20 protein-coding genes and 1 pseudogene are annotated in these 20,891 nt (G+C 58.0%); 12 read left to right on the forward strand and 9 right to left on the reverse strand.

Annotation, left to right across the window (positions count from 1 at the left end):
- Nucleotides 1-415 precede the first annotated feature (415 nt).
- Together AC2FEB_RS05655 and AC2FEB_RS05660 are read left to right on the forward strand one after the other, a co-directional pair.
- Nucleotides 416-1,261, forward strand: coding sequence for a HalD/BesD family halogenase (locus AC2FEB_RS05655; RefSeq protein WP_496671245.1), 846 nt, complete (start codon nt 416-418; stop codon nt 1,259-1,261).
- Nucleotides 1,262-1,308: 47 nt separating this feature from the next.
- The gene (locus AC2FEB_RS05660; RefSeq protein ID WP_496671242.1) at nt 1,309-1,680 is read left to right on the forward strand and encodes a bleomycin resistance protein; all 372 of its coding nucleotides are present in this window, start codon (nt 1,309-1,311) and stop codon (nt 1,678-1,680) included.
- Nucleotides 1,681-1,775: 95 nt separating this feature from the next.
- Here AC2FEB_RS05660 and AC2FEB_RS05665 read toward each other — a convergent pair whose 3' ends face one another.
- Both AC2FEB_RS05665 and AC2FEB_RS05670 read right to left on the reverse strand, forming a co-directional pair.
- On the reverse strand, nt 1,776-2,423 hold the full coding sequence (locus tag AC2FEB_RS05665) for a response regulator transcription factor (RefSeq protein ID WP_117868672.1): 648 nt from the start codon (nt 2,421-2,423) through the stop codon (nt 1,776-1,778).
- On the reverse strand, nt 2,420-3,853 hold the full coding sequence (locus AC2FEB_RS05670; protein WP_496671238.1) for a cache domain-containing protein: 1,434 nt from the start codon (nt 3,851-3,853) through the stop codon (nt 2,420-2,422). The genes AC2FEB_RS05665 and AC2FEB_RS05670 overlap by 4 nt, the downstream gene beginning before the upstream one ends.
- A 245-nt stretch (nt 3,854-4,098) precedes the next feature.
- On the opposite strand from AC2FEB_RS05670, the gene AC2FEB_RS05675 reads away from it, so the two are divergent.
- The 3 genes from AC2FEB_RS05675 to AC2FEB_RS05685 all read left to right on the forward strand — a co-directional run bounded on the left by AC2FEB_RS05675 (nt 4,099) and on the right by AC2FEB_RS05685 (nt 8,600).
- A complete protein-coding gene (locus AC2FEB_RS05675) occupies nt 4,099-5,181 on the forward strand; it encodes a TRAP transporter substrate-binding protein (RefSeq protein WP_117868673.1) in 1,083 nt (360 codons plus the stop codon).
- Nucleotides 5,182-5,301: 120 nt separating this feature from the next.
- Nucleotides 5,302-6,228 carry a TRAP transporter small permease subunit gene (locus AC2FEB_RS05680; protein WP_299893919.1) on the forward strand — a complete coding sequence of 309 codons (927 nt, stop codon included), beginning with the start codon at nt 5,302-5,304 and terminating at the stop codon, nt 6,226-6,228.
- 17 nt (nt 6,229-6,245) lie between these two features.
- Nucleotides 6,246-8,600, forward strand: coding sequence for a TRAP transporter large permease (locus AC2FEB_RS05685; RefSeq protein WP_496671234.1), 2,355 nt, complete (start codon nt 6,246-6,248; stop codon nt 8,598-8,600).
- A 130-nt stretch (nt 8,601-8,730) separates the two neighbouring features.
- On the opposite strand, the gene AC2FEB_RS05690 is transcribed toward AC2FEB_RS05685, so the two are convergent.
- The 4 genes from AC2FEB_RS05690 to AC2FEB_RS05705 all read right to left on the reverse strand — a co-directional run bounded on the left by AC2FEB_RS05690 (nt 8,731) and on the right by AC2FEB_RS05705 (nt 10,947).
- Nucleotides 8,731-9,120 carry a VOC family protein gene (locus AC2FEB_RS05690; protein WP_117868676.1) on the reverse strand — a complete coding sequence of 130 codons (390 nt, stop codon included), beginning with the start codon at nt 9,118-9,120 and terminating at the stop codon, nt 8,731-8,733.
- A 7-nt stretch (nt 9,121-9,127) separates the two neighbouring features.
- Nucleotides 9,128-9,952, reverse strand: a complete 825-nt coding sequence (locus AC2FEB_RS05695) for an arginyltransferase (protein WP_117868677.1) — start codon at nt 9,950-9,952, stop codon at nt 9,128-9,130.
- Nucleotides 9,953-10,027: 75 nt separating this feature from the next.
- A complete protein-coding gene (locus AC2FEB_RS05700) occupies nt 10,028-10,459 on the reverse strand; it encodes an RDD family protein (protein WP_117868678.1) in 432 nt (143 codons plus the stop codon).
- Nucleotides 10,460-10,524: 65 nt separating this feature from the next.
- Nucleotides 10,525-10,947, reverse strand: coding sequence for a DUF2852 domain-containing protein (locus tag AC2FEB_RS05705; protein ID WP_496671229.1), 423 nt, complete (start codon nt 10,945-10,947; stop codon nt 10,525-10,527).
- A gap of 142 nt (nt 10,948-11,089) precedes the next feature.
- On the opposite strand from AC2FEB_RS05705, the gene AC2FEB_RS05710 reads away from it, so the two are divergent.
- Genes AC2FEB_RS05710 through AC2FEB_RS05730 form a run of 5 tightly spaced genes read left to right on the forward strand, consistent with a single transcriptional unit; the run spans nt 11,090 to nt 16,360 of the window.
- Complete coding sequence (locus AC2FEB_RS05710) at nt 11,090-11,479, forward strand: nuclear transport factor 2 family protein (protein WP_117868680.1); 390 nt, start codon at nt 11,090-11,092, stop codon at nt 11,477-11,479.
- Between the two features lie 49 nt (nt 11,480-11,528).
- On the forward strand, nt 11,529-14,324 hold the full coding sequence (locus tag AC2FEB_RS05715) for a [protein-PII] uridylyltransferase family protein (RefSeq protein ID WP_496671223.1): 2,796 nt from the start codon (nt 11,529-11,531) through the stop codon (nt 14,322-14,324).
- Nucleotides 14,308-14,580 carry a hypothetical protein gene (locus tag AC2FEB_RS05720; protein WP_496671220.1) on the forward strand — a complete coding sequence of 91 codons (273 nt, stop codon included), beginning with the start codon at nt 14,308-14,310 and terminating at the stop codon, nt 14,578-14,580. The genes AC2FEB_RS05715 and AC2FEB_RS05720 overlap by 17 nt, the downstream gene beginning before the upstream one ends.
- A gap of 38 nt (nt 14,581-14,618) precedes the next feature.
- Nucleotides 14,619-15,821, forward strand: a complete 1,203-nt coding sequence (locus tag AC2FEB_RS05725) for an RSP_2647 family RNA methyltransferase (protein WP_496671217.1) — start codon at nt 14,619-14,621, stop codon at nt 15,819-15,821.
- Entirely contained in the window at nt 15,818-16,360 is a 543-nt protein-coding gene (locus tag AC2FEB_RS05730) for an RSP_2648 family PIN domain-containing protein (protein WP_496671214.1), read from the forward strand. Before AC2FEB_RS05725 ends, AC2FEB_RS05730 begins: the two co-directional genes overlap by 4 nt.
- Before the next feature lie 70 nt (nt 16,361-16,430).
- Here the strand turns inward: AC2FEB_RS05730 and AC2FEB_RS05735 are convergent, their stop codons facing one another.
- Nucleotides 16,431-17,117: a M48 family metallopeptidase gene (locus AC2FEB_RS05735; protein WP_496671212.1), complete on the reverse strand. Its 687-nt coding sequence runs from the start codon at nt 17,115-17,117 to the stop codon at nt 16,431-16,433.
- 181 nt (nt 17,118-17,298) lie between these two features.
- Between AC2FEB_RS05735 and AC2FEB_RS05740 the strand changes: the two genes are divergently transcribed.
- Nucleotides 17,299-18,783: an inorganic phosphate transporter gene (locus AC2FEB_RS05740; RefSeq protein WP_496671209.1), complete on the forward strand. Its 1,485-nt coding sequence runs from the start codon at nt 17,299-17,301 to the stop codon at nt 18,781-18,783.
- Nucleotides 18,784-18,827: 44 nt separating this feature from the next.
- On the opposite strand, the pseudogene AC2FEB_RS05745 reads toward AC2FEB_RS05740, so the two are convergent.
- Both AC2FEB_RS05745 and AC2FEB_RS05750 read right to left on the reverse strand, forming a co-directional pair.
- A pseudogene (locus AC2FEB_RS05745) lies at nt 18,828-18,965 on the reverse strand (VWA domain-containing protein); the annotation flags it as partial.
- Between the two features lie 44 nt (nt 18,966-19,009).
- Nucleotides 19,010-20,203, reverse strand: coding sequence for a hypothetical protein (locus AC2FEB_RS05750; protein WP_496883905.1), 1,194 nt, complete (start codon nt 20,201-20,203; stop codon nt 19,010-19,012).
- Between the two features lie 52 nt (nt 20,204-20,255).
- Between AC2FEB_RS05750 and AC2FEB_RS05755 the strand changes: the two genes are divergently transcribed.
- Nucleotides 20,256-20,795, forward strand: a complete 540-nt coding sequence (locus AC2FEB_RS05755; protein ID WP_496671204.1) for a hypothetical protein — start codon at nt 20,256-20,258, stop codon at nt 20,793-20,795.
- Nucleotides 20,796-20,891 lie beyond the last annotated feature (96 nt).

The following is a 20,891-nucleotide window of genomic DNA, read 5'->3' on the forward strand; positions in this document are numbered from 1 at the left end:
GCTCCGTTCGCGACATGTGTCTTGCGTTCGACAAAAAAAAGCCCCCGAGATTTTCGGAGGCGCATGGGTTCGATTATGGTTTACCGTTACCGGCCCATGCGCGTGGTTCCTACGATTACGACTAGCGTTCTCATCGCCAGAGGCTCCTTTTTGCTTGGAGGGGACATTATGTTCGGGGGGAAGGGGCGTCAACAGGCAATTGCACCAATTTTCTATCTCAGAGGCGGTATTTTGCGACATTTTATTGCGCAGATTGCCGCATGTCGGGAATTTCCGGGAATTGAGCCTGCGGTTTCACGGTTTCAAGCGCGGATGTGACGGTCTGAAAGCGTCAGGCCGATGTCCGAAACTGGCATGATCGACGCGTTTTTCTGCGCCACGCTGACCGTGCAGGGGTAGAAATCGGAGGCGAAAAATGTTGCAGAACCTGGTTGATCTCGGACGCTATCCGATCGATCGTCCGGATTCTCCGGCTTATGATCGACTGATCGAAGATCTGAGACGCGAATTGGAACAGGATGGATGTGCTGTTCTGCCGGGTTTCGTGCACGAGACAGGGGTCGAGCTTCTGGTGCAAGAAGCCGATGAGGTCGCGCCCAAGGCGCACCGGTCTTTCAATAGAACAAACGCCTATTTCACGAAGGACGATCCTAGGCTTGGCATCGCTCACCCGATCCGCCGGTTCTATGATCGTTCGAACGCCTTTGTTCCGGCGGACAATCTTTCAAAATCCGGACCGCTGCGTCGTATTTACGAGTTCGACGGTTTTCTTCCCTTTGTCCGGGATGCCCTGAATGAACCCGAGGACCGCTTCTTTCGCTATGATGATCCGTTGGCGGACGTGATCATCAATGTCGTGGAAGAAGGGCAGGGCTTTCCCTGGCATTTTGATACCAACAACTACACTGTGACGCTGGCCATCCAGAACGGAGAGGTGGGCGGTGCGTTTGAATACGCGCCCAACCTGCGCTCGGCAGAGGATGAAAACTTTGAACTCGTGGCCTCGGTTCTTGATGGGAACATGGCACGTGTTCGTCGGCTGGAGTTACAGCCGGGGGATTTGCAGATTTTCAAGGGAAGGTATTCGCTGCACCGGGTCGCTCCTGTCAGAGGCAAGCGCCGCCGTTATGTCGGCATCTTTTCCTTTGTCGAGGCTGAAGGCATGTGCGGTGGTGTCGAACGGACGCAGCAGTTGTATGGCCGCGTATTGCCGTATCATTACAAGCGTGCGGGGCTGCGAAAAGATCAATTGCTGGATTGAAAGTTCAGCCTTGGTAGAATGCATCTGTATCTTACCCGGAGATTCAGATGCCTCAGATTTTGCAACTAACACCATTTGTGCTGTGCTCGTCCCTGCAGGACCAGATCGACTTTTATTGCGAACGCCTTGGGTTCACATGTGGGTTTACGCAAGACAATTATGCCTTTTTGAAACGTGGTCCTGTTGCGATCCGCCTTTTGGAGTGCCCACCCCGGGATGACGGCAAGCCACTGGGCGATGATCAGTCATTCTACATTGATGTTCAAGACATCGACGGGTTGTATGACAGCATGCGTGAAGGGTTGGCTGACTTACACGACGGTCGTGTACGGCCACCCTTCAACCAGCCGTACAAGCAGCGTGAATTCCACGTTCTGGACGAAGACGGGACACTGGTTTTTTTTGGTGAGGGTATCTAACCCGGCGCGTAGCGCTCCCGCCCATCGTCAACACGCCTGCGGCGCGTATCCTCTGGTTGGGCCGGGCAGCGCTGCACGCTGCGGCCCCGCGAAATTCAGAAACCGACGCCAGTACCTTGCAGTACGCCGTGTTCCAACGCGTAGCGTGTAAGCCCGGCGGTTGAGGAGATGCCGAGTTTTCGCTTGATATTCTTGCGGTGCGTTTCGACCGTTCGCACGGAAATATCCAGCGTTTGTGCAACTTCCTTGTTGGATTTGCCCTGCGCCAGTTCCAGCAGAATGGTCTGTTCACGTCCGGTCAGCGCTTCGCGAACGTTGTCGCCCTTGGGCTTCAGTGATCCGCTGGCGCCTGTGCACAGATACTGTTCACCCCGCATCACCGCATCAATGGCCTGCTTGATCTCTTCAGTGGGCACATCCTTCAGCACGTAACCTTTGGCACCGTGGCTGAGCGCGGTCGAGATATATTCCGGGCTGTCATGCATCGAAAGGATCAGGACACGCGTTGCCGGCAGCCGTTCCAGAATGATTTCCGTGGCGCTGAGACCGCCGAGGCCGGGCATGTTCAAATCCATCAGGATCACATCCGGGGCAAGATCAACAGCCTGATCCACTGCCGCCTGTCCGCTGCCGAGCGTACCGACCACTTCGATCTCGTCATAGCTTTCGAGGATGGACTGTATGCCCTCGGCCACCATGGGATGGTCGTCGACGATAAGAACTCGGATGCTTTCGGCGCTCATGTGCCGGCCTTTCGGTTCGAAGTTGCGTCTTCCTGCGGTGGCAGAAGGTGGCTCAGCGGCAGGCTGACTTCGATGACAGTCCCTCCACGCGGTCCGCGTGATGACAGAATGCGCAGGGACCCGTCAAGCTGTTCGATGCGCTCTTGCATGTTGCGCAACCCGATCCCGGTGCTGGGGGTGCCCGGATCGGTCCGCAACCCCCGGCCATTGTCGGTGATCCGCATGGTCGCACCTTTCTTGTGCCCGCGCAGGTCTATCGTAACATGTGTGGCGCCCGAGTGGCGCTCGATATTGGTCAGCGCTTCCTGGGCAATACGATACAGTGCAATCTTGCTGTCCTGATCCAGCCGGTTGCGGAATACCACGGTCGAGAATTCGGTTTCGATCCCGGTGCGGTCCCGGAAATCGTCGGTCAGGGCTTTCAGCGCAGGCCCGAGGCCCAGATCGTCCAGCACGCCGGGGCGCAGGTCGCGACTGATGCGGCGAACCTCGGTGATGGCGGTGCCAAGATGGTCAATCCCTTTGTCCAGTGGATCGCGTGCGCCCGCGTCATCGCCACGGGACAGGCGCCGCCGCGCGTTGTCCAGCGCGTAACGAACACCGACCAGAATCTGGCTGATGCCGTCATGCAATTCACGGGCAACCCGGCCTCGTTCTTCTTCCTGGGCATCAAAGACTCGCTGGGTCAGTTCCTTCAACTTGGCGTCCGCAAGTCTCCGTTCGCGGATGTTCAGCAACATGCCAGATGCAAAGACGATGAGCACTGCCGCCACGACGATCGCGCCGATATACATGAAGGTGCGTTGAACGCGGGCCTCGACCTCGGCCCTTGCATTGGCCACCGTTGCAACGATGTCGTCGATAAAAACCCCGGTGCCCACAACCCAGCGCCAGTCCTGAAGCCCGACGACATACGCGATCATCTGTGCCTCTTCCCCGGTCGAAGGCTTCTGCCACATGAAGCTGTGCCAACCAGCCCCCTGGCGGGCGAGACGGATGAACTCATCGACGATGGGGGTACCATCGCTGTCAGTCAGCCCTTCCCAGTTTCGGTTGATGAATTGCGTCTGGCGCGGGCTGACCAGATTGTTGCCGTTATAGTCGTAGACAAAGAAGAACCCATCCTGACCGTAGATCATTGCCGAAAGGATTTGGGACACGAGATTTTTTGCGACCTCGTCATCTGGCTCGGCCCGGCCATAGATGTACGCGAACCCGTTGCGTGCCTGTGTCACGTAGTTGCGCAACTCTTCCTTCTTGGCTTCGATGAGACTGCGTTCCAGCGCCTTGATCTCACGCTCGGCGGTCGCGCGCGCCTCGTATGCCACAAGCACAGCGATTGCCGCCACGGCCACCACCAGCGGGATTGCCGCCACCAGTGACAATTTCTGCGCATAGGTCAGCGAGACCAGATGTCGGAGTCTTTGCATGGACGAATCGATACGCAAGCAGCGGTGAAAATGCAAAAAGATTGGGCTTTGCCTGGCAAATACAACGATAATCATTGTAATTGCCGGGCTTCACCGCCCGATTTCTGGTCGAAAAAAGCAAAGAAATCGATTCTCTACGCAGTAGTAGGTATTCCCTTTCACTTCGGTCACATTAGGCTGACGCGCACTGAATGCGACAGGTCCGGTTTTGCCGGACCGTGACTATGAAGGGGAGGAACACTCATATGGATCGTCGTTCATTTCTGAAAAAATCCGCGCTGGGCGGCTCGGCGGCTGCAGCGACCGCACTGGCGGCACCGGCTTATGCGCAGGGTCAGCGCACTCTGACCATGGTGACCTCATGGGGTCGTGGTCTGGCGGGTGTGTTTGACAGTGCGCAGCGTTGTGCCGACAGCATCAATGCCATGTCGGATGGCAGCCTGAATGTTGAAATCAAGGCAGCAGGCGAACTGGTTGGTGCGTTCGAAGTATTCGACGCGGTGTCGTCAGGTCAGGCCGACATGTATCACGCGGCCGACTATTACTTTGTGGGTCAGCACCCGGGCTATGCGTTCTTCACGGCCGTGCCTTTCGGTATGACGGCACAGGAACTGGTGAACTGGTACTATCATGACGGCGGTATGGAGCTGCATGACGAACTTGGCGAAATCTTTGGACTGAAGTCCTTCCTGGCCGGTAACACCGGTGCGCAGGCGGGTGGCTGGTACTCGAAAGAGATCAACAGCCCCGAAGACTTCAACGGTCTGAAGTTCCGCATGCCGGGCCTAGGTGGCAAAGCACTGGGTAAACTGGGCGCATCCGTACAGAACATTCCGGGGTCGGAAGTGTATCAGGCGCTGTCGTCCGGCGCGATCGACGGTACCGAGTGGATCGGTCCATGGGCGGACGAAAAGGCCGGTTTCCAGGAAATCACCAAGACCTACTACACTGCGGGCTTCCACGAGCCGGGCGCAGGTCTGTCGCTGGCAACCAACCGCGACGTGTTCAATGAGCTGACCCCGGCGCAGCAGAAGATCATCGAGATCGCTGCCGCCGAAGCGCACCAGTGGAACCTGGCGCAGTTCCTCGCCAACAATGGCGCAGCACTGCAGCGTCTGCAGGCCGGTGGCGTCAAGGTTCTGGAATTCCCGGACAGTGTCTGGGACGCGTTTGGTCAGGCAAGCCAGGAAGTTCTGGACGAGAACATGGGCGATGAGCTGTTCAAGAAGATCCATGACAGCGCCATGACGTCCATGGCTGCTTCGTCTGCCTGGAACAACCTGTCGTCGGGTGTCTACACAGCTCAGCGTGACCGTGTTCGCGGCTAAGCCTTTCTGATCCAAGGACAACCGGTTCCCCCGCGCGGCGGGGGAACCTTTCCCGTTGCGCTTGAAGACTTGGGCAAGCAACAATAATCCATGCGCAACTGAAGACGACCTGGGGACAACATGCAGGACGAAAACGGTATCTCGTTCTTCGGCGCCCTGTGGAATGGACTGGTCTGGTTCATTCAGAACATTGCCGAAGCTTTCTATAATTTCGGATACGCCATCACGCATCCGCAGCTCTGGCTGGACTGGTCCGACAAGGCGTCGATCATGCGCTTTGTCTATTACGGCGGTTCTGTCGAGTTCTTCTTTGTGGTGTTGACGTTCTTTCTGGTCCTGACGGCCATCGGGCTGTACTACCGGAATTTCATGTGGGCCATCGTGCGAGGCCTTGAGGGATTTGCCAACACCACCGGGCGGTTCTTTGCCTGGGCGGGCCTTTTGATGGTGGTCCAGCAGATCGTGATCGTTTTCATGCAGCGAGTGTTTACGCGCCCTGACATGTCCTTCGGTCTGGGTATTCCGTTCCAGATGGATATCAGCTGGTTTGCGGAAGAACTGAAGCTTTACAACGCCATGGTCGTCTGTCTGTGCTGTACCTACACGTTTGTGCAGGGCGGCCATGTGCGCGTTGACCTCATCTACGCCGGCATCAGCCACCGCGCCAAACGCGTGGTGGATATGTGCGGCGCGGTGCTGTTCATGATGCCAATGGCCGTGCTGACCTGGATGTACGGCTGGTATTTCATGTGGCGGCACCTGATCGTGCCGAAGCCGTCGGCCAGCGACACATTGGATCGTCTGGTGGCCAAGTCCCGCGCGCTGCGCTGGAACGTGGAAACCATCGGGTTCAGCCCCAATGGCTTTAACGCTTACTTCCTGTTCAAGATCCTTCTGGTGGCCTTTGCGGCCATGGTGTTCCTGCACGCCATTGCCTTCCTGTACCGGTCGTATCTGGAATATGTGGAAGGGCCGGAAAGCACTGGAAAATACCTCGACAAGGACAGCCTTGGTGAGGGTGAAGAAGCCTATGAAGGCGCGCATTAGGGACGGAGACCCAGACTATGTTATTCGGACTTGATGGCGTCGAGATAGGCCTCATTATCGTATTCTTCTGCCTCTTCGGGGGCATTCTTTCCGGGTTCCCGGTGGCCTTTGCCATCGGTGGGGCCGGGGTCATTTCCTTCGGGATCATTGCAGCGCTCGACAGTGCCGGGCTGTTGATCCACCAGGCAATCGACACCGGGTCGCAAGCCTATCGGGATCTGGTGAATTCCGGGGTCAAAGCGGATGCCGTATCCGTGTTCCGATACCCGGATTTACCAAGGATTGCCGAGCCGGTGTTTGTCTCGGGCTGGGAAACGGCACTGGATCGCAACGTTTCGTTCATCGTGAACCGCATGAACGAGCGCGTACTGGCAGGGCAGTCTATCGAGACCCTGTTGGCCGTGTTGATGTTCGTTCTGATGGGTATCACGTTGGAACGCTCGAAGATTGCCAACGATCTGCTGACGACGATGGCGCGCGTCTTTGGACCGCTTCCGGGTGGTCTGGCCGTGTCCATCGTGGTTGTGGGCGCGTTCTTGGCTGCTTCAACCGGCATCGTTGGCGCAACGGTTGTGACCATGGGCCTGCTGGCTCTGCCAACCATGCTGCGAAACAACTACTCACCTGAGCTTGCCACGGGTGTGATTGCGGCGTCGGGTACGTTGGGGCAGATCATTCCGCCGTCTATCGTGATCGTTCTGCTTGGCACATTGGCGGGTGATCTGTATTCGACGGCGCAAGAGACACGGGCTGTTGAGGCAGGGTGTACCGACGCGCTGACCTATCTGGGGGAGCCTGCGGTTGTGTCGGTCGGGACGTTGTTCCAGGCGGCGCTTTTGCCGGGGATCCTATTGGCGCTGCTCTATGCTCTTTATGCGTTTGGATATGCGCTGCTGAATCCGGACAAGGCGCCTGCCGTTGCAATGTCGGGTGGGTCTGGAGAGCCAATCACCCGGTCTGAGGGTCTGACCTGGCTGCTGGGCGCACCGGTTGCGTTGATTGTCGGAGCCGTTCTGCTGGGAAATGTCGGTGTTATCGGCAGCCAGAACATCTCGGTCTCGGCCTTCTCGGATATCGGGCAGGGGGCGTCCTTGCGCACCAACGTGTCGGAAGAATGCAAGGTAGCAATGATCGATCTGCACGGTCAGTCCGCATGGGATCAGGCCGTGGCCGAGCAGGAAGCCATTGACGCGGCAGGTGGTGCAGCGGAATCGCAGCGCTTGACCGAGGAAGAACTGGCAGCAGCCCAGCAGGAAAGGATCGCAGAAGCAGCACCGATTGGAACAGGTGTGGCCGTTGTCGTCCTACTGTTGGGTCTGACCCTGGTTCTGGGCCGTGGGATCGCACCGTCGCGTGCGCCGCAGCCGTTGATCCTGGGTGCGATCGGGCTGCTTCTGATGGTGCTGGTCGATATACTGCTGATCTCGCCCATTACATCTTCGGGTGCGACGTTCCTGCTGCTCGCCTTGCCATTTGCGCTGACCATGTATGGCTGCAAGGAAGCTGCGGCGCGCTGTGCCACAAATGATCTGATCCGCGTGGTCTTCCCGCCGCTGGTTCTGATCATTGCCGTGCTGGGTTCGATCCTGGGTGGCGTGACCAACCCGACACCGGCGGCTGCGCTGGGTGCGGGTGGCGCGATTATGCTGGCGGCTTATCGCAAGCTGCAGGATCAGGGCCGGTCAGGCAAAGTGATCATCTGGTCGACTTTTGCCGTGATGATCGCGTTGCTGATGGGGGTCAACTTCGATCTGCGCATCAATCAGGGTAATGTGACGGTTGAAACCTGGATCGCGTTCATCATTGCCTATGCGTCATACCTGTATGCCCTGTTCGGGCTGCTGTTCGGGTGCTGGGTGCTGTATTCCAGTGGCGTTTTGACACCGGTGGTACGCGAGACGGCCAAAGTGACCTCGATGGTGTTTACCATCCTGATCGGATCGCAATTGCTGAACCTCGTGGTGATTTCATTCGGAGGGGAACACTATATCCAGCAATTCCTGAAGAGTTTTGACAATGAGTTCACGGTCTTCCTGATCGTGATGCTGGTGCTGTTCATTTTGGGCTTCGTGCTGGACTTCCTCGAGATCATCTACATCGTGATCCCAATCGTGGGCCCGGTGATCTATGGCGGGTCATTCGATCCGAAATGGGTGACGATCATGGTGGCGGTGAACCTGCAAACGTCATTCCTGACGCCACCGTTCGGGTTCGCTTTGTTCTACTTGCGAGGCGTGGCGCCAAAAGAGGTGACGACGGGACATATCTATCGCGGCATCATACCGTTTGTCCTGATCCAGGTCGTCGGAATCGCGATTCTGTGGTTCTTCCCGACAATTGTCACAATCGTGCCTGATCTGATCCCGAACTGATCAGACTAAATCAAATGCAAAGGGGGCTTGAGAGCCCCCTTTTCTTTTTTGGCATCAGGGAAGGGGCCAGCCCCTTCTGGCCTGCGGCCAATTCATTCCCGATGTATGTGTTGCCAGATGAAGAGGCGGATCAGGCGAATTGGATCAGGTCCCAACGGTTGCCAAAGGGATCGCGCCAGACGACGACACTGCCGTAGGGCTCAATGCGGGGGGCTTCTTCGAATTGGACCCCGTTGGCACGCATTTGTGTGTAGTCGCGTTGGAAATCTTCGGTTTGCAGGAAGAAACCCACGCGGCCTCCTGTCTGGTTGCCGATGGCGGCGCGCTGTTCGGGTCCGTCGGCTTTGGCCAGAAGAAGGGCACTGCCGTCTGAGCCCGGTGGCGTGATCAAGACCCAGCGTTTTCCGTCTCCCAGATCGATGTCTTTCAAAAGCTGGAAACCAAGTCGCTCCGTATAAAACGCGATTGCGTCATCGTAATCCGGCACCACGAGTGTGACGGCATGCAGGTTCTGTTTCATGGGATGGTCAACCCTTGGTCGGGTGGCGGTCCGGAAGCTGAATATTGGCCACTTGCTCGGCAATCGGAGCGGTGGAAAGGGGATGCCGGGATGAACCGCAGAAGGCGTTCGGATCTTTGATCTTTTGCCATTCGCCCTGAATATAAGCCTCCAGCCCAGAGAATTTTGCCTTGTAGCCCATCTTGGGGCTGCCGGGGACCCAGTAGCCCAGGTAGATATAGGGCAGGCCAGCTTCGCACGCGATGTCAATGTGATCCAAGATCATATAGGTACCCAGAGAATTCTGAGGCTGGTTCGGATCGTAGAAGGAATAAACCATGCTCAGCCCATCATCGAGCACATCGGTCAGGCTGACAGCGATCAGGTCTCCGGTCTCCGGATCTGCATATTCCACCACGCGGCTTCGGATCGGAGTTTCTTCGATCATCGCCGCAAATTCGAACACGTCCATATCAGCCATGCCGCCATCGGCGTGCCGGGTGTCAAGATAGCGGCGGAACAGTTCGTATTGCTCGTCCGTTGCCCAGGGCGACGTCGCGCGACGTTCTAGGTATCCGTTGCGTTTTATCGCGCGTTTCTGGCTCTTTGTTGCGCGGAACGCCGAAACGTCGATCCGGGCTGACAGACAGGCCGCGCAATCGGTGCAAGAGGGGCGATAGAGTACATTCTGTGACCGGCGAAATCCCTGCTGCGACAGGGAATTGTTCAACTGTTCCGCGCCTTCGCCCTGTAGTGCGGTGAACAGCTTACGCTCCATCCTGCCGTCGAGATAAGGGCAGGGTTGCGGGGCCGTGACATAGAATTGTGGCGCAATTGGCAGCGTGTGTCGCATGAAGTTCCCAGGTAGCCTCGGGTGGGATGATAGCAACCGTTCCCGAGGCCGCCAAGTGTTTCACGCAACCGGGTCTCAGGCCCGTCGATTGATCATGACCGTGCCCAGAAAACTGTCGGTCAGTCCCTGGCCGCGGGCGCTGGTCAGCATCATGATCACCGAGATGATCTGAATCACTGCTACCGCCATGCTGACGAAATAACCGGCAGTGTGGGCGATGGCCTTGCCCATATCCATCCGCTCTCCAAATGCGTCGCGCAATTCGATTCCCATGAACCGCATGCCCAGTGTGGCCGAGCCGTTGGTTATGGTTACAACGCGATAGACAAAGCTGATCACGGCATAGATCGCCGCCAGAAAAAACAGACCGAGGCCTGCGCTCAATAGAATCGCCACCGTGCAGAGAAGCGAGATGAAGGCGACATCAAACAACCACGCGACAAAGCGTTTGCTCGTCACCGAGCGGTAGAAATCGGGTTGGGTATCCGGGTCAGGCAGGTGGTTCATTCGTCAGGTCCGAAAAAGTGGGTCAGGGTACCCTGTCCCGGAATGCCGGGACAGGGCAAGGTCAATCAGGCAGGCGTGGCTTTACCCTCGTCTTCATGGTTCTCGCGGGCGCGTTCGTCCATGAACTCGTCGAATTCGGCCTTGTCCTTGGCATCGCGCAGGCGGCGCAGGAACGCCTCGAAGTCCTGTTGTTCGCGTTCAAGGCGAGCCAGAGTATCTGACTTGTAGGCGTCAAATGCGCTGTTGCCGGACGGCTTCATCGCGCTCATGTGGCTGTGCCAGGATTTGCGGCGGCTGCAGGATTTGCTGAACATGCGTTTGCTCCAGATCATGTAAGCCAGAAGGGCCAGGCCAACTGGCCAGAAGAAGATGAAACCAAGGACCATGGCGGCGATCCACGCCCCCTTGCCTTTGTCATCCAGCCAGGCCTCAATTCGATAAAGCCATCCCGGATTCGCGGGGACGGCGGGGTCGGACAGTGCGGTCATTTGAGCTCTCCAGGGTTGATGTAAATTCTTTTCACATTGTCTAGATGGGGTCGTTGATGGGGGTTGCAAGGGGGCAATGTGAAAAAGATTTACATTCTTCAATTCGGTTGACGATGGACATCTTCAGTCGCAGGTTGCGGGAATGGAAATGACAGAACACAGGACGGCACCTGCGCTTAATGAAATACTCGACCTGGAAAAGCAGGTCTGGATGGCGCTGGTGGACGGCAATGCAAGCGCGGATCGGGCTTTGCTGAGCGCAGATTTTCTTGGTGTGTATCCCACGGGATTTGCCAATCGTGACGACCACGTTGGGCAATTCGCGGATGCGCCGACAATGGCCGCGTTTGATCTGAGCGACGCGAGATTGCGCGTTCTGACACGGGATATCGTATTGCTGTCGTATCGTGCCGATTATCTGCGCCCGGGTGCGACGACGCGCGAAGCGATGCTGATTTCGTCGTTGTGGGAACGCAGAAACGACGTTTGGGTCAACAGTTTCAGTCAGGACACGCCGGTTCAGAAAACCTGATCAGAATGCCCCATTGACGATTACGCGCTGCGATGCGCAGTTTGCGCGTATGACTGACGCTCTTGACATTTTACGACTTCCGCGTGCTTTCGATCCATCCCTCGGGGATGAAGCGCGGGCCTTGATGCCAGATTTGCCGGCTGAGATGGGGAAATTGGTGGCGGGCACCGCCGGTTCGAGCCCCTATCTGAAAAGCTTGATCGAACAAGAGAAGGGCTGGCTGCCCGAGGCTCTGATGCACCCGGATCAGGCGCTGGATAACGTGATGACCGCCGCGCGCGATCTGCTGCCGGATCAGTTGAAGCCCGGATTGCGGCAGGCCAAGCGGCGTATGGCCCTGCTTACGGCGTTGGCCGATATTGCAGGTGCGTGGCCACTAGAGAAGGTTACTGCGGCCCTGACCGATTTCGGCGCTCTGGCCGCCGATGTTGCCGCCAAGGCCGAGATCGCAACGCTGATCCGGCGCAAGAAGCTGCCGGGTATGACCGAGGATGATGTCGAAACCGCAGCCGGGTTGGTCATCCTGGCGATGGGAAAGATGGGCGCGCATGAGCTGAACTACAGCTCGGACATTGATCTGATCGTTTTGTTTGACGAGACGCGCTTTGATCCTGATGACTTTTACGAGGCCCGGCAGGGCATGGTTCGGGCCACGCGCAACTTCTGTGCGACGTTGAGTGATAAGACGGCGGACGGCTATGTTTTCCGCACGGATCTGAGGCTGCGCCCCGATCCCGCCGTGACACCGGTTTGCATGGCGATGGAGGCCGCCGAACGGTATTATGAAAGCCTGGGCCGAACCTGGGAGCGCGCCGCTTATATCAAGGCACGGCCCTGTGCCGGTGATCTGTCCGCAGGGCAGCGTTTCCTTGACGGCCTGCGACCCTTTGTCTGGCGCCGCCATCTGGATTTTGCCGCCATTCAGGACGCCCATGACATGCGTCTGCGCATCCGCGAAAACAAAGGCACCGGAGGGTCCTTGTCGATCCCCGGACACGACATGAAACTGGGACAGGGTGGTATCCGCGAGATTGAGTTCTTTACACAAACCCGTCAGTTGATTGCGGGCGGCCGGGATGCTGACCTGCGGGTGCGTGGTACCGTTCCCGGTCTGGCGGCACTGGCCTCCAAAGGGTGGGTGCCGCAGGATGTTGCCAATAAGCTGACCGATCATTACCGCGCGCACCGCGAAGTCGAACACCGCATCCAGATGATTCATGACGCGCAGACCCACAAGGTGCCGAGTTCGTCTGATGGGATCGAGCGGGTTGCCTGTCTGATGGGGATCAGCAGTGCCGAGTTGACGCAAGACCTGACAAATCGCCTGACCGAAGTGCATGAGTTGACCGAAGGATTCTTTGCCCCGGGGCCGGGTGCGGCACCGGTCCAAGTGCAGGATGTGGAATTCGACAAAAGCGTTTTGGCCCGCTGGACGACATACCCGGCCCTGAGGTCCCAGCGCGGCGCGCGGATTTTTGAACGTCTGCGGCCCGAGCTGCTGTCGCGTCTTGCTAAAACCGCAAAGCCCGATGAAGCATTGATGGCTTTGGACGGGTTTCTGGCAGGCCTGCCAGCCGGGGTGCAGCTGTTTTCGCTGTTTGAGGCGAATCCGCAACTGATCGAGCTGTTAACCGATATCGTTGGCACGTCGCATGCTCTGGCCTCGCATCTGTCGCGCAACGCGTCTGTTTTTGACGCGGTGATCGGGGGCAGTTTCTTTGCGGATTGGCCGGGACAAGAGGCGTTGCAAGCGGAATTGACGCAGGCTCTGTCGGAAGAAACAGACTATGAAACCCAGCTTGATCTTGCACGGCGCTGGTGCAAGGAATGGCATTTCCGGGTTGGTGTGCATCACCTGCGCGGCCTGATCGACGGGGCGCAGGCGGGTCAGCAATATGCCGAGCTGGCACAATCGGTCATCGCGGCCATCCTGCCGCATGTCACCGAGAATTTCGCCCGCAAACACGGCCCTGCACCGGGGCGCGGCGCTGCCGTGCTTGGGATGGGATCGCTGGGGGCGGGCCGGATCAACTCGCAATCCGATCTGGACATGATCGTGATCTACGATCCCTTGGATCAGGACATGTCTGAGGGTCCGCGCCCTCTGGCCACGCGCACCTACTACGCGCGGTTCACGCAGGCCCTGATCACAGCGCTGTCCGCGCCGATGTCGCAAGGACGCTTATATGAGGTCGATATGCGGCTGCGCCCTTCGGGCAATCAGGGGCCGGTTGCGACCAGTTGGGCCAGCTTTGTCAATTATCAGCAGAGCGAAGCCTGGGTGTGGGAGCATCTGGCCCTGACCCGCGCGCATGTTGTTGCCGGGGATGCCGGGCTGGCCGAGGAAATCGAAGCCTTCCGCACCGAGTTTCTGTCGCACCCGCGAGAGCGGGGAAAAGTGCTGCGCGACGTGGCCGAAATGCGGTCGCGCCTGGCCGCGGCCAAGGCGCCCACCGGCATATGGGACGCCAAGAACGGCCCCGGCCGATTGATGGATATCGAGTTGATGGCCGAAACCGGCGCCTTGCTGGCTGGGTCCGCACAGCGTGATGTGTCCTCTGGTCTGGACGGCGCCGTCGCAGCCGGGTTGCTGGATGTCGCACAGGCGCAATCTCTGAAAGCTTGCTATGACTTATGCTGGTCCGTGCAATGCGCGGCGCGGCTGCTTTCGGGCAAGGCTATCGAAGCCGACAAGATCGGCGAAGGCGGAACTGCTTTTTTGTGCCGTGCCACCGGGTTCGAACAGGTCGAGGCGCTACAGGCGGCTTTGCTGGAGAGTTATACGACCGCAGCCGATCTGATCGGGGGTGTGATCAAGGGAGACGAAGATGGCGCGCAGCACTGATCCCAACGACCATAAGGGTCTGATCCGCGAAGCCTATCGAATCGAAGGCATAACCTTGCCGGAATGCCGCAGCATCTTTCTGGATTGGGCACTCAGTGTTCCTGCGGATTGCGACCAGAACACAGCGCTGGCAGAACTGCACGCGGGCTATGCCGAGCAGAACCCCGATCACCCGATGACGCAGGTTCTGACCGAAGGCCTTCAGACGGCTCAGGCACCGAAACGCCGCGGCGGGTGGCGATCCCGTAACCGCTAGGGCTTTCCCACCGGCGCGTTCAGGACTATGAGGGCGCCATGACCCAATCTGCCGACCGCCCCCGTATCCGCCTGAAACCCAAAGCCAATGCGCGCGGTCTGCGCCATGGCTTCCCGTGGGTCTACGCCAATGACATTGTCACCGACCGCCGCACCCGCAAGATTCCAGCGGGCGCCTTGGCCGTACTCGAAGACGACAAACGCGCGCCCATCGCGCTGGTGGCAGTCAACCCCGAGTCTAAGATCATGTGCCGGGTGCTGGATCGTGACATTGAAGCGCAGCTTGACGCGGCGTGGTTCGAGAGCCGTTTGCGGCATGCCGTTGATCTGCGCGAGCGCCTGTTTGCTGCCCCATATTACCGCTTGATCCATGCAGAAGCGGATGGCTTGCCCGGCGTTATCATCGACCGCTTTGGCGAGGCCTGTGTCATTCAGCCGAACGCGGCCTGGGCCGAGGCGCACCTGGACCTGCTGACAGAAGCTCTGGTCAAAGTCACAGGCGTGACTACGGTGCTGAAGAACGCCTCTGGCCGCACGCGCGGGCTGGAAGGGCTGGACGACGTCAATCAAACTTTGCGCGGAACCGCGCCTGATGCGCCCCTGCCGGTGCCGATGAATGGCGCCACCTACATGGCGGATCTGACAGGCGGTCAGAAAACCGGGCTGTTTTATGACCAGCGCCCCAACCACGCCTTTGCCGCGCGCCTGGTTCATCCCGATGCGCAGGTATTGGACGTGTTCAGCCATGTGGGCGGCTTCGGTCTGGCGATGCTTGCAGGCGGTGCGGGGCAGGCATTGTCAGTTGATGGCTCAGCCGCCGCGCTCGACCTGGCGAAAAAAGGGGCCAAAGCGTCGAACCTTGCTGATAAGTTACAGACCCGACAAGGCGACGCGTTCGACGTGCTGGTCCAGTTGGGCGAAGAAGGTGCGCAATTTGACTTGGTGGTCTGCGATCCACCCGCCTTTGCGCCTTCCAAGCAGGCGCTGGATGCGGGTCTGCGCGCGTATGAACGTATCGCAAGACTGGCGACACCTCTGGTCAAACCCGGTGGTTATCTGGGGTTGTGTTCGTGTTCGCACGCCGCTGATCTAGGCCGTTTTCGTGATGCGTCCTCCCGTGGGATTGGCCGCGCCGGGCGCCAAGCCCAACTGATCCACACCGGATTTGCAGGCCCCGATCACCCGCAATTGCCGCAACTGGCGGAAAGCGGCTATCTCAAAGCGGTGTTCTATCGCCTATGAAAGCCGTGCTCGACACCTGCGTCATCTATCCCACCGTGATGCGCGAGATGCTCTTGGGCGCTGCCCGCCTGGGCCATTTCACTCCGATCTGGTCCGCGCGCATCCTCGAAGAATGGGCCCGCGCCGCGCGCAAGCTTGGCCCAACGGGCGAGGTGCAAGCCCGGGCCGAAATCGCGCTGACACAAGCCGGCTGGCCCAAGGCCGAGCGGACTGGGAATGAAGGCCTGCACGACCGTCTTTGGCTGCCGGATGCCGCCGATATCCACGTGCTGGCGACGGCGATTGCCGCGTCCGCCGATATGATCGTCACGGTGAACGCCAAGGATTTTCCCAAAGACATATTGGCGGAAGAAGGCCTGGTCCGCAGAGATCCCGACAGCCTGCTGCATGGTTTCTGGCAAGCTGATCCAAAGGGTATGAACACGCTCGCGGCTCAGGTCCTTGCCGAGGCCAGCCGCCTCTCAGGTGATCAATGGACCCTGCGGGCACTGATGAAAAAAGCCCGGCTGCCACGTCTGGGCAAAGCCCTGAGCGCCTGAGCGGGACACAGCTTCATCTGGCTGAAAATATCCCGGAGAGCGCGAGAGGCTGGCCTCTCGCTGCGCGGCCTCAGCCACGCGCCCAACGCTGCTCAAGTTTCTCAAGCGCTGCAATTCGTTCGTCTGTTTTCGGATGGCTCATCAACCAGGCAGGCACAACGCCCGCCCGTTGCTGCGTCAGGTCTTCCAGCTTGTGAAAAAGTGACTTCTGAGGTCCGATCCCGATGCCGGCCTTGGTCAGCAAAGCCGCGGCATATTCATCCGCCTCATACTCATCCGCTCGCGACAGGCGCGAGGCCAAAAGGGCAGTCAGCGCATTGGCGATCATCGCACCGATGAAAGGGATGAAACGGTTCAACACCAGTATCAAAGCCGTTCGCATTGCGTTCTGGCCCGAGAAATCAATCATTCGCCGCCGCGCATGACCCAGGGCGACGTGACCCAGCTCATGTGCGATCACGCTGGCCATTTCCTCGGCAGAAACTTCTCCGTTGCGGAATTTTCGGTAAAACCCGCGCGTGATGAAAATTCGACCATCCGGAGCAGCCAGCCCATTCACCGGATCGATCTCATAGATGTAAACCGGCACCCGATCGATGCCCAAAGCTGCCGCCAGCCGGTCCGTCATCCGTTTAAGCGCCGGATCGGCCAGTTCGGTCGACTTTGCGTCCAACTCACGATGCGTGCGCCAGACGGAAATCCGGTACATCACGATGGCGTAGCCAATTGCCAAAAGGATCGGGGTCAATCGGAGCATGTTAAAGATATGGTCCGAACATTGGCATTGCGCAAGTCACACCTGCGGGATGTTTGTCGCGACCCGCATGTTCGGGCGACGAAACCGGCGCAACTTTCGATAAGTTGTGATTTCCTGATATGAACTATTGATTAATGCATCGATCCCACTTAACCCACGGGGCGCTATCGATGGGGGACCCATGACCGACAAGAACCATGAAGCGCGTCACTTGGAAACGCTCGACCGGGACCTGCGTCGCTTTTCACGCCTAGAATTGGCGACCGCTCAGGCTGGGCGACCTTTTGTGGGATCAGGTATCGCCATTGCATTCATTGTCATCGCGGGTCTCGTGGCTGCTTTCCTGTTCGGTCAGGGCAGCAACACGCTTGTCGTCGTGATCGCGGCGATGTTCGGGGCCTATATGGCGCTGAATATCGGCGCCAACGACGTCGCCAACAATATGGGACCTGCCGTGGGGGCGAATGCGCTTACCATGGGCGGAGCCATCGTGATTGCCGTTATTTTTGAAAGTGCCGGAGCGCTCATCGCCGGGGGCGATGTCGTATCGACCATTGCCAAAGGGATCATCGCGCCGGAAAGCATGGGAACGGCGGATGTATTCATATGGGCGATGATGGCGGCGCTGCTTTCCTCTGCGCTTTGGGTCAATCTGGCGACATGGATCGGCGCGCCGGTTTCCACCACGCATTCGGTTGTGGGCGGTGTCATGGGGGCAGGGATCGCCGCTGCCGGGTTCGGGGCCGTAAGCTGGGGCACCATGAGCAAAATCGCAGCCAGTTGGGTAATCTCGCCAGTTCTGGGGGGCCTGGTCGCAGCTGGCTTCTTGTGGTTCATCAAGGCCAGGATCATCTATCAGGAAGACAAGATCGCCGCGGCCCGCAAGTGGGTGCCGATGCTGGTTGGGATCATGGCGGGCGCGTTTGCATCTTACCTGGCACTCAAGGGCCTCAAGAAAATCATCAAAATTGATCTCGCGTCAGCGTTGCTGATCGGTGCGGTCTGTGGCGGGTTGATCTGGGCCGTGATGATCCCGATTATCCGCCGCCAGTCTGAGGGACTTGAGAACCGCAACAAATCGCTGAAAATTCTGTTTGGAATTCCACTGATCGTTTCAGCCGCGTTGCTGAGCTTTGCGCATGGCGCAAATGATGTTGCCAACGCGGTGGGGCCGTTGGCCGCGATTGTGCAGGCTTCAGCCTCTGGCGATTTTACTCAGGCGGTCAGCATCCCGTTTTGGGTTATGATCATTGGTGCATTCGGCATTTCGTTCGGCCTGTTCCTGTTCGGCCCGAAACTGATCCGGATGGTTGGCAGCCAGATCACCAAGCTCAACCCGATGCGGGCCTATTGCGTCGCGCTTTCGGCTGCAATCACGGTGATCGTCGCAAGCTGGCTGGGTCTGCCTGTCAGCTCGACACATATCGCGGTTGGTGCAGTGTTCGGGGTCGGGTTCTTTCGTGAATGGGATGCAGAGCGAAGGCTGAAACGGGCCAGCCTGACTGTTCCCGAGCGCCCCCGTCTCGCACCGGAGGAGCGCCGTCGCCGTAAACTGGTTCGCCGGTCCCATTTCCTGACCATCATTGCTGCGTGGGTTATCACGGTTCCCGCCGCAGCGATGCTGGCGGCGGTACTGTTTCTTGGGATTCAGGCAGTTTCCGGATAAATTCAGGGGCAGACCTCAACAGGTCAGCTCCTTCATACCCTGTTCCAGACCAGCCCGGCCTCTGCATTCCAATGCTCATTTGCGCCGCCGGGGTAGGCGGTCTCATAGCAGCTTATCGAGACGTCGCCGACGAAGATGCACATGTAGTCCGGGCCGCAGGTTCGCAAGGCTTCATGTGTCGGGTTGTGTTGGCCACTTTAAAAAGCACCAGAAACCGCTGATGCTGCTATTGTTTTCCGGGCGCAGGAAGCTCCAGATTTTCATGTAGGTCAGCCAAAGTTTCAACCGTAAGTGTGGACCCTTTGGACGCATCAAAAAACGCGTGCTCAGCTTCTTTTTGCGCCACCAGGCTGTCCGTTCTCAAATCTCTGACATCGGCACGGAGTTCGCCTTGTGCCTCCTCAAAGGTCTGTGCGTCTTGCAGTTCGCTTTCCAATGCATCGAGTTTGTCATTGTAGCCTGGGTCTCCGGGATCAAGCGCAGCAATATCATCAGCGATCTGGTCACTGCTCCGGCCGTCATAGCTTTCGTTCAGATCCCTTAAGCCCCTCCGTGCATCGTGTAACTGATCACGCAGGTCGTAATACTCCGCTGCGGCAGCCTGATAAGCGGCGATCTTTCCGACATTGCTATTTGCGGCAGCGTTCAGGAAGGCCGGGGTGGCCGCTTTCGACGCGTTCAGATTGCGCAGCTTGCTCGAACCATTGGGATCGGTGATTGCGGCTGCCAGCGGGTCCTTGTATCGGTGCTTCTTGCCGTCATGGTGCAACGCGTCGTAGCGAAGGCGGAAATTGGTATCCTTGGAGCGGTATTGAAGAGTCTCTGAATACCGGTGATAGGTCGGATCGTAAGGCACTGGTTGTACAGTCACTTCGTCTTTCGGGTGGCTCTTTGGTTGCGGAAGCCCAAGATTGTCATGATAATCGCCCAACGCGTCCTTTGTCAGAGAGCGCCCCTTAGAGGCGTCAAAGAAAGCGTCTTCTGCTTCTTCAAGGGCATCCTGTGTCTGGTGCCCAAGATCTTTCAGATCGGCGCGCAAACCGTCGCGGGTTTCTTCATATGTTTCAGCGTCCCGTAGTTCGGATTCCAATGCTTCACGTTTGCTGTGGTATTCCGGATCCGACGGATCAAGCGCTGCAATGTCATCGGCAATCTGTTCACTGCTTCGCCCGTCGTACCTTTCGTTCAGATCCCGCAAGTCGCGTCGTGTATCATAGAGCTGACCGCGCAGGTCGTAATACTCCGCTGCAGCGGCCTGATAAGTGGCGATCTTTCCAACATTGCTGTTGGCCGCAGCGTTCCGAAATGCCGGGGAGGCCGCTTTCGACGCGTTCAGATTGCGCAGTTTATCCGAGCCGTTAGGATCGGTGATCGTTGCTGCCAGCGGGTCACGGTAGCGGTGTTTCTTGCGGCCAGCCAAACCAGGAGTGCCGTCATGCCGGGCTACCGGGCGTAACGAGCGTTCGATCGGTTTGACCGAAACAGTCTTGTATGTACGAGTTTTCTTTGCAGGTTTATTGCCGGACTTCTTCGCTGGCTGTTTCCCGAAAAGCTGTTGGACATCCTTCTTGAACTCTCGTCCAAATTCACCAACCGAGACACGCCGGACTTTTTGGTTTCCGCCGGTGCCTGTATTAGACTTTTTTGCTTTTGCAGCGTGTTGCTTTTTGGATCCGGCGCTTTTCTGCGAAGCTGACGCTTTGCCCTTGGAGTTGTTTTTTCCACCACCGTTGGCCTGGGAGCCCTTTGAGGAATTCCCTTTTCCATTGGATCCATTGCTCTTGCCATTGTCGGCTTTTCCGGAATTCCCTTTGCCATTTCCATTGTCGTTCTTTGCGAAAGCTGCATCCGGCGCGAGCGCAAAAGTCGCTGCTGCTGCGACAGCAACACTCAGTGATGTGGCGGTTGCCACAGACGCAAGAAGATTTCGCAAATTGTGGCTGGCCATCTCTCCCCCCAGCTTTAACGCGCTTGCACCTTATCACGAGATGGGAATTCGACGAGTCTTATGAAGCCTTTTGTGTGCTATTTGTAAACATTGTGTGGGGGGTATTTGAGGTGTTTGTTTTTGTTTTGGACACAACCGGTCGAAGCTTGAAGCCTTAACT

The organism is Ruegeria sp. YTSC106, from assembly GCF_059609765.1.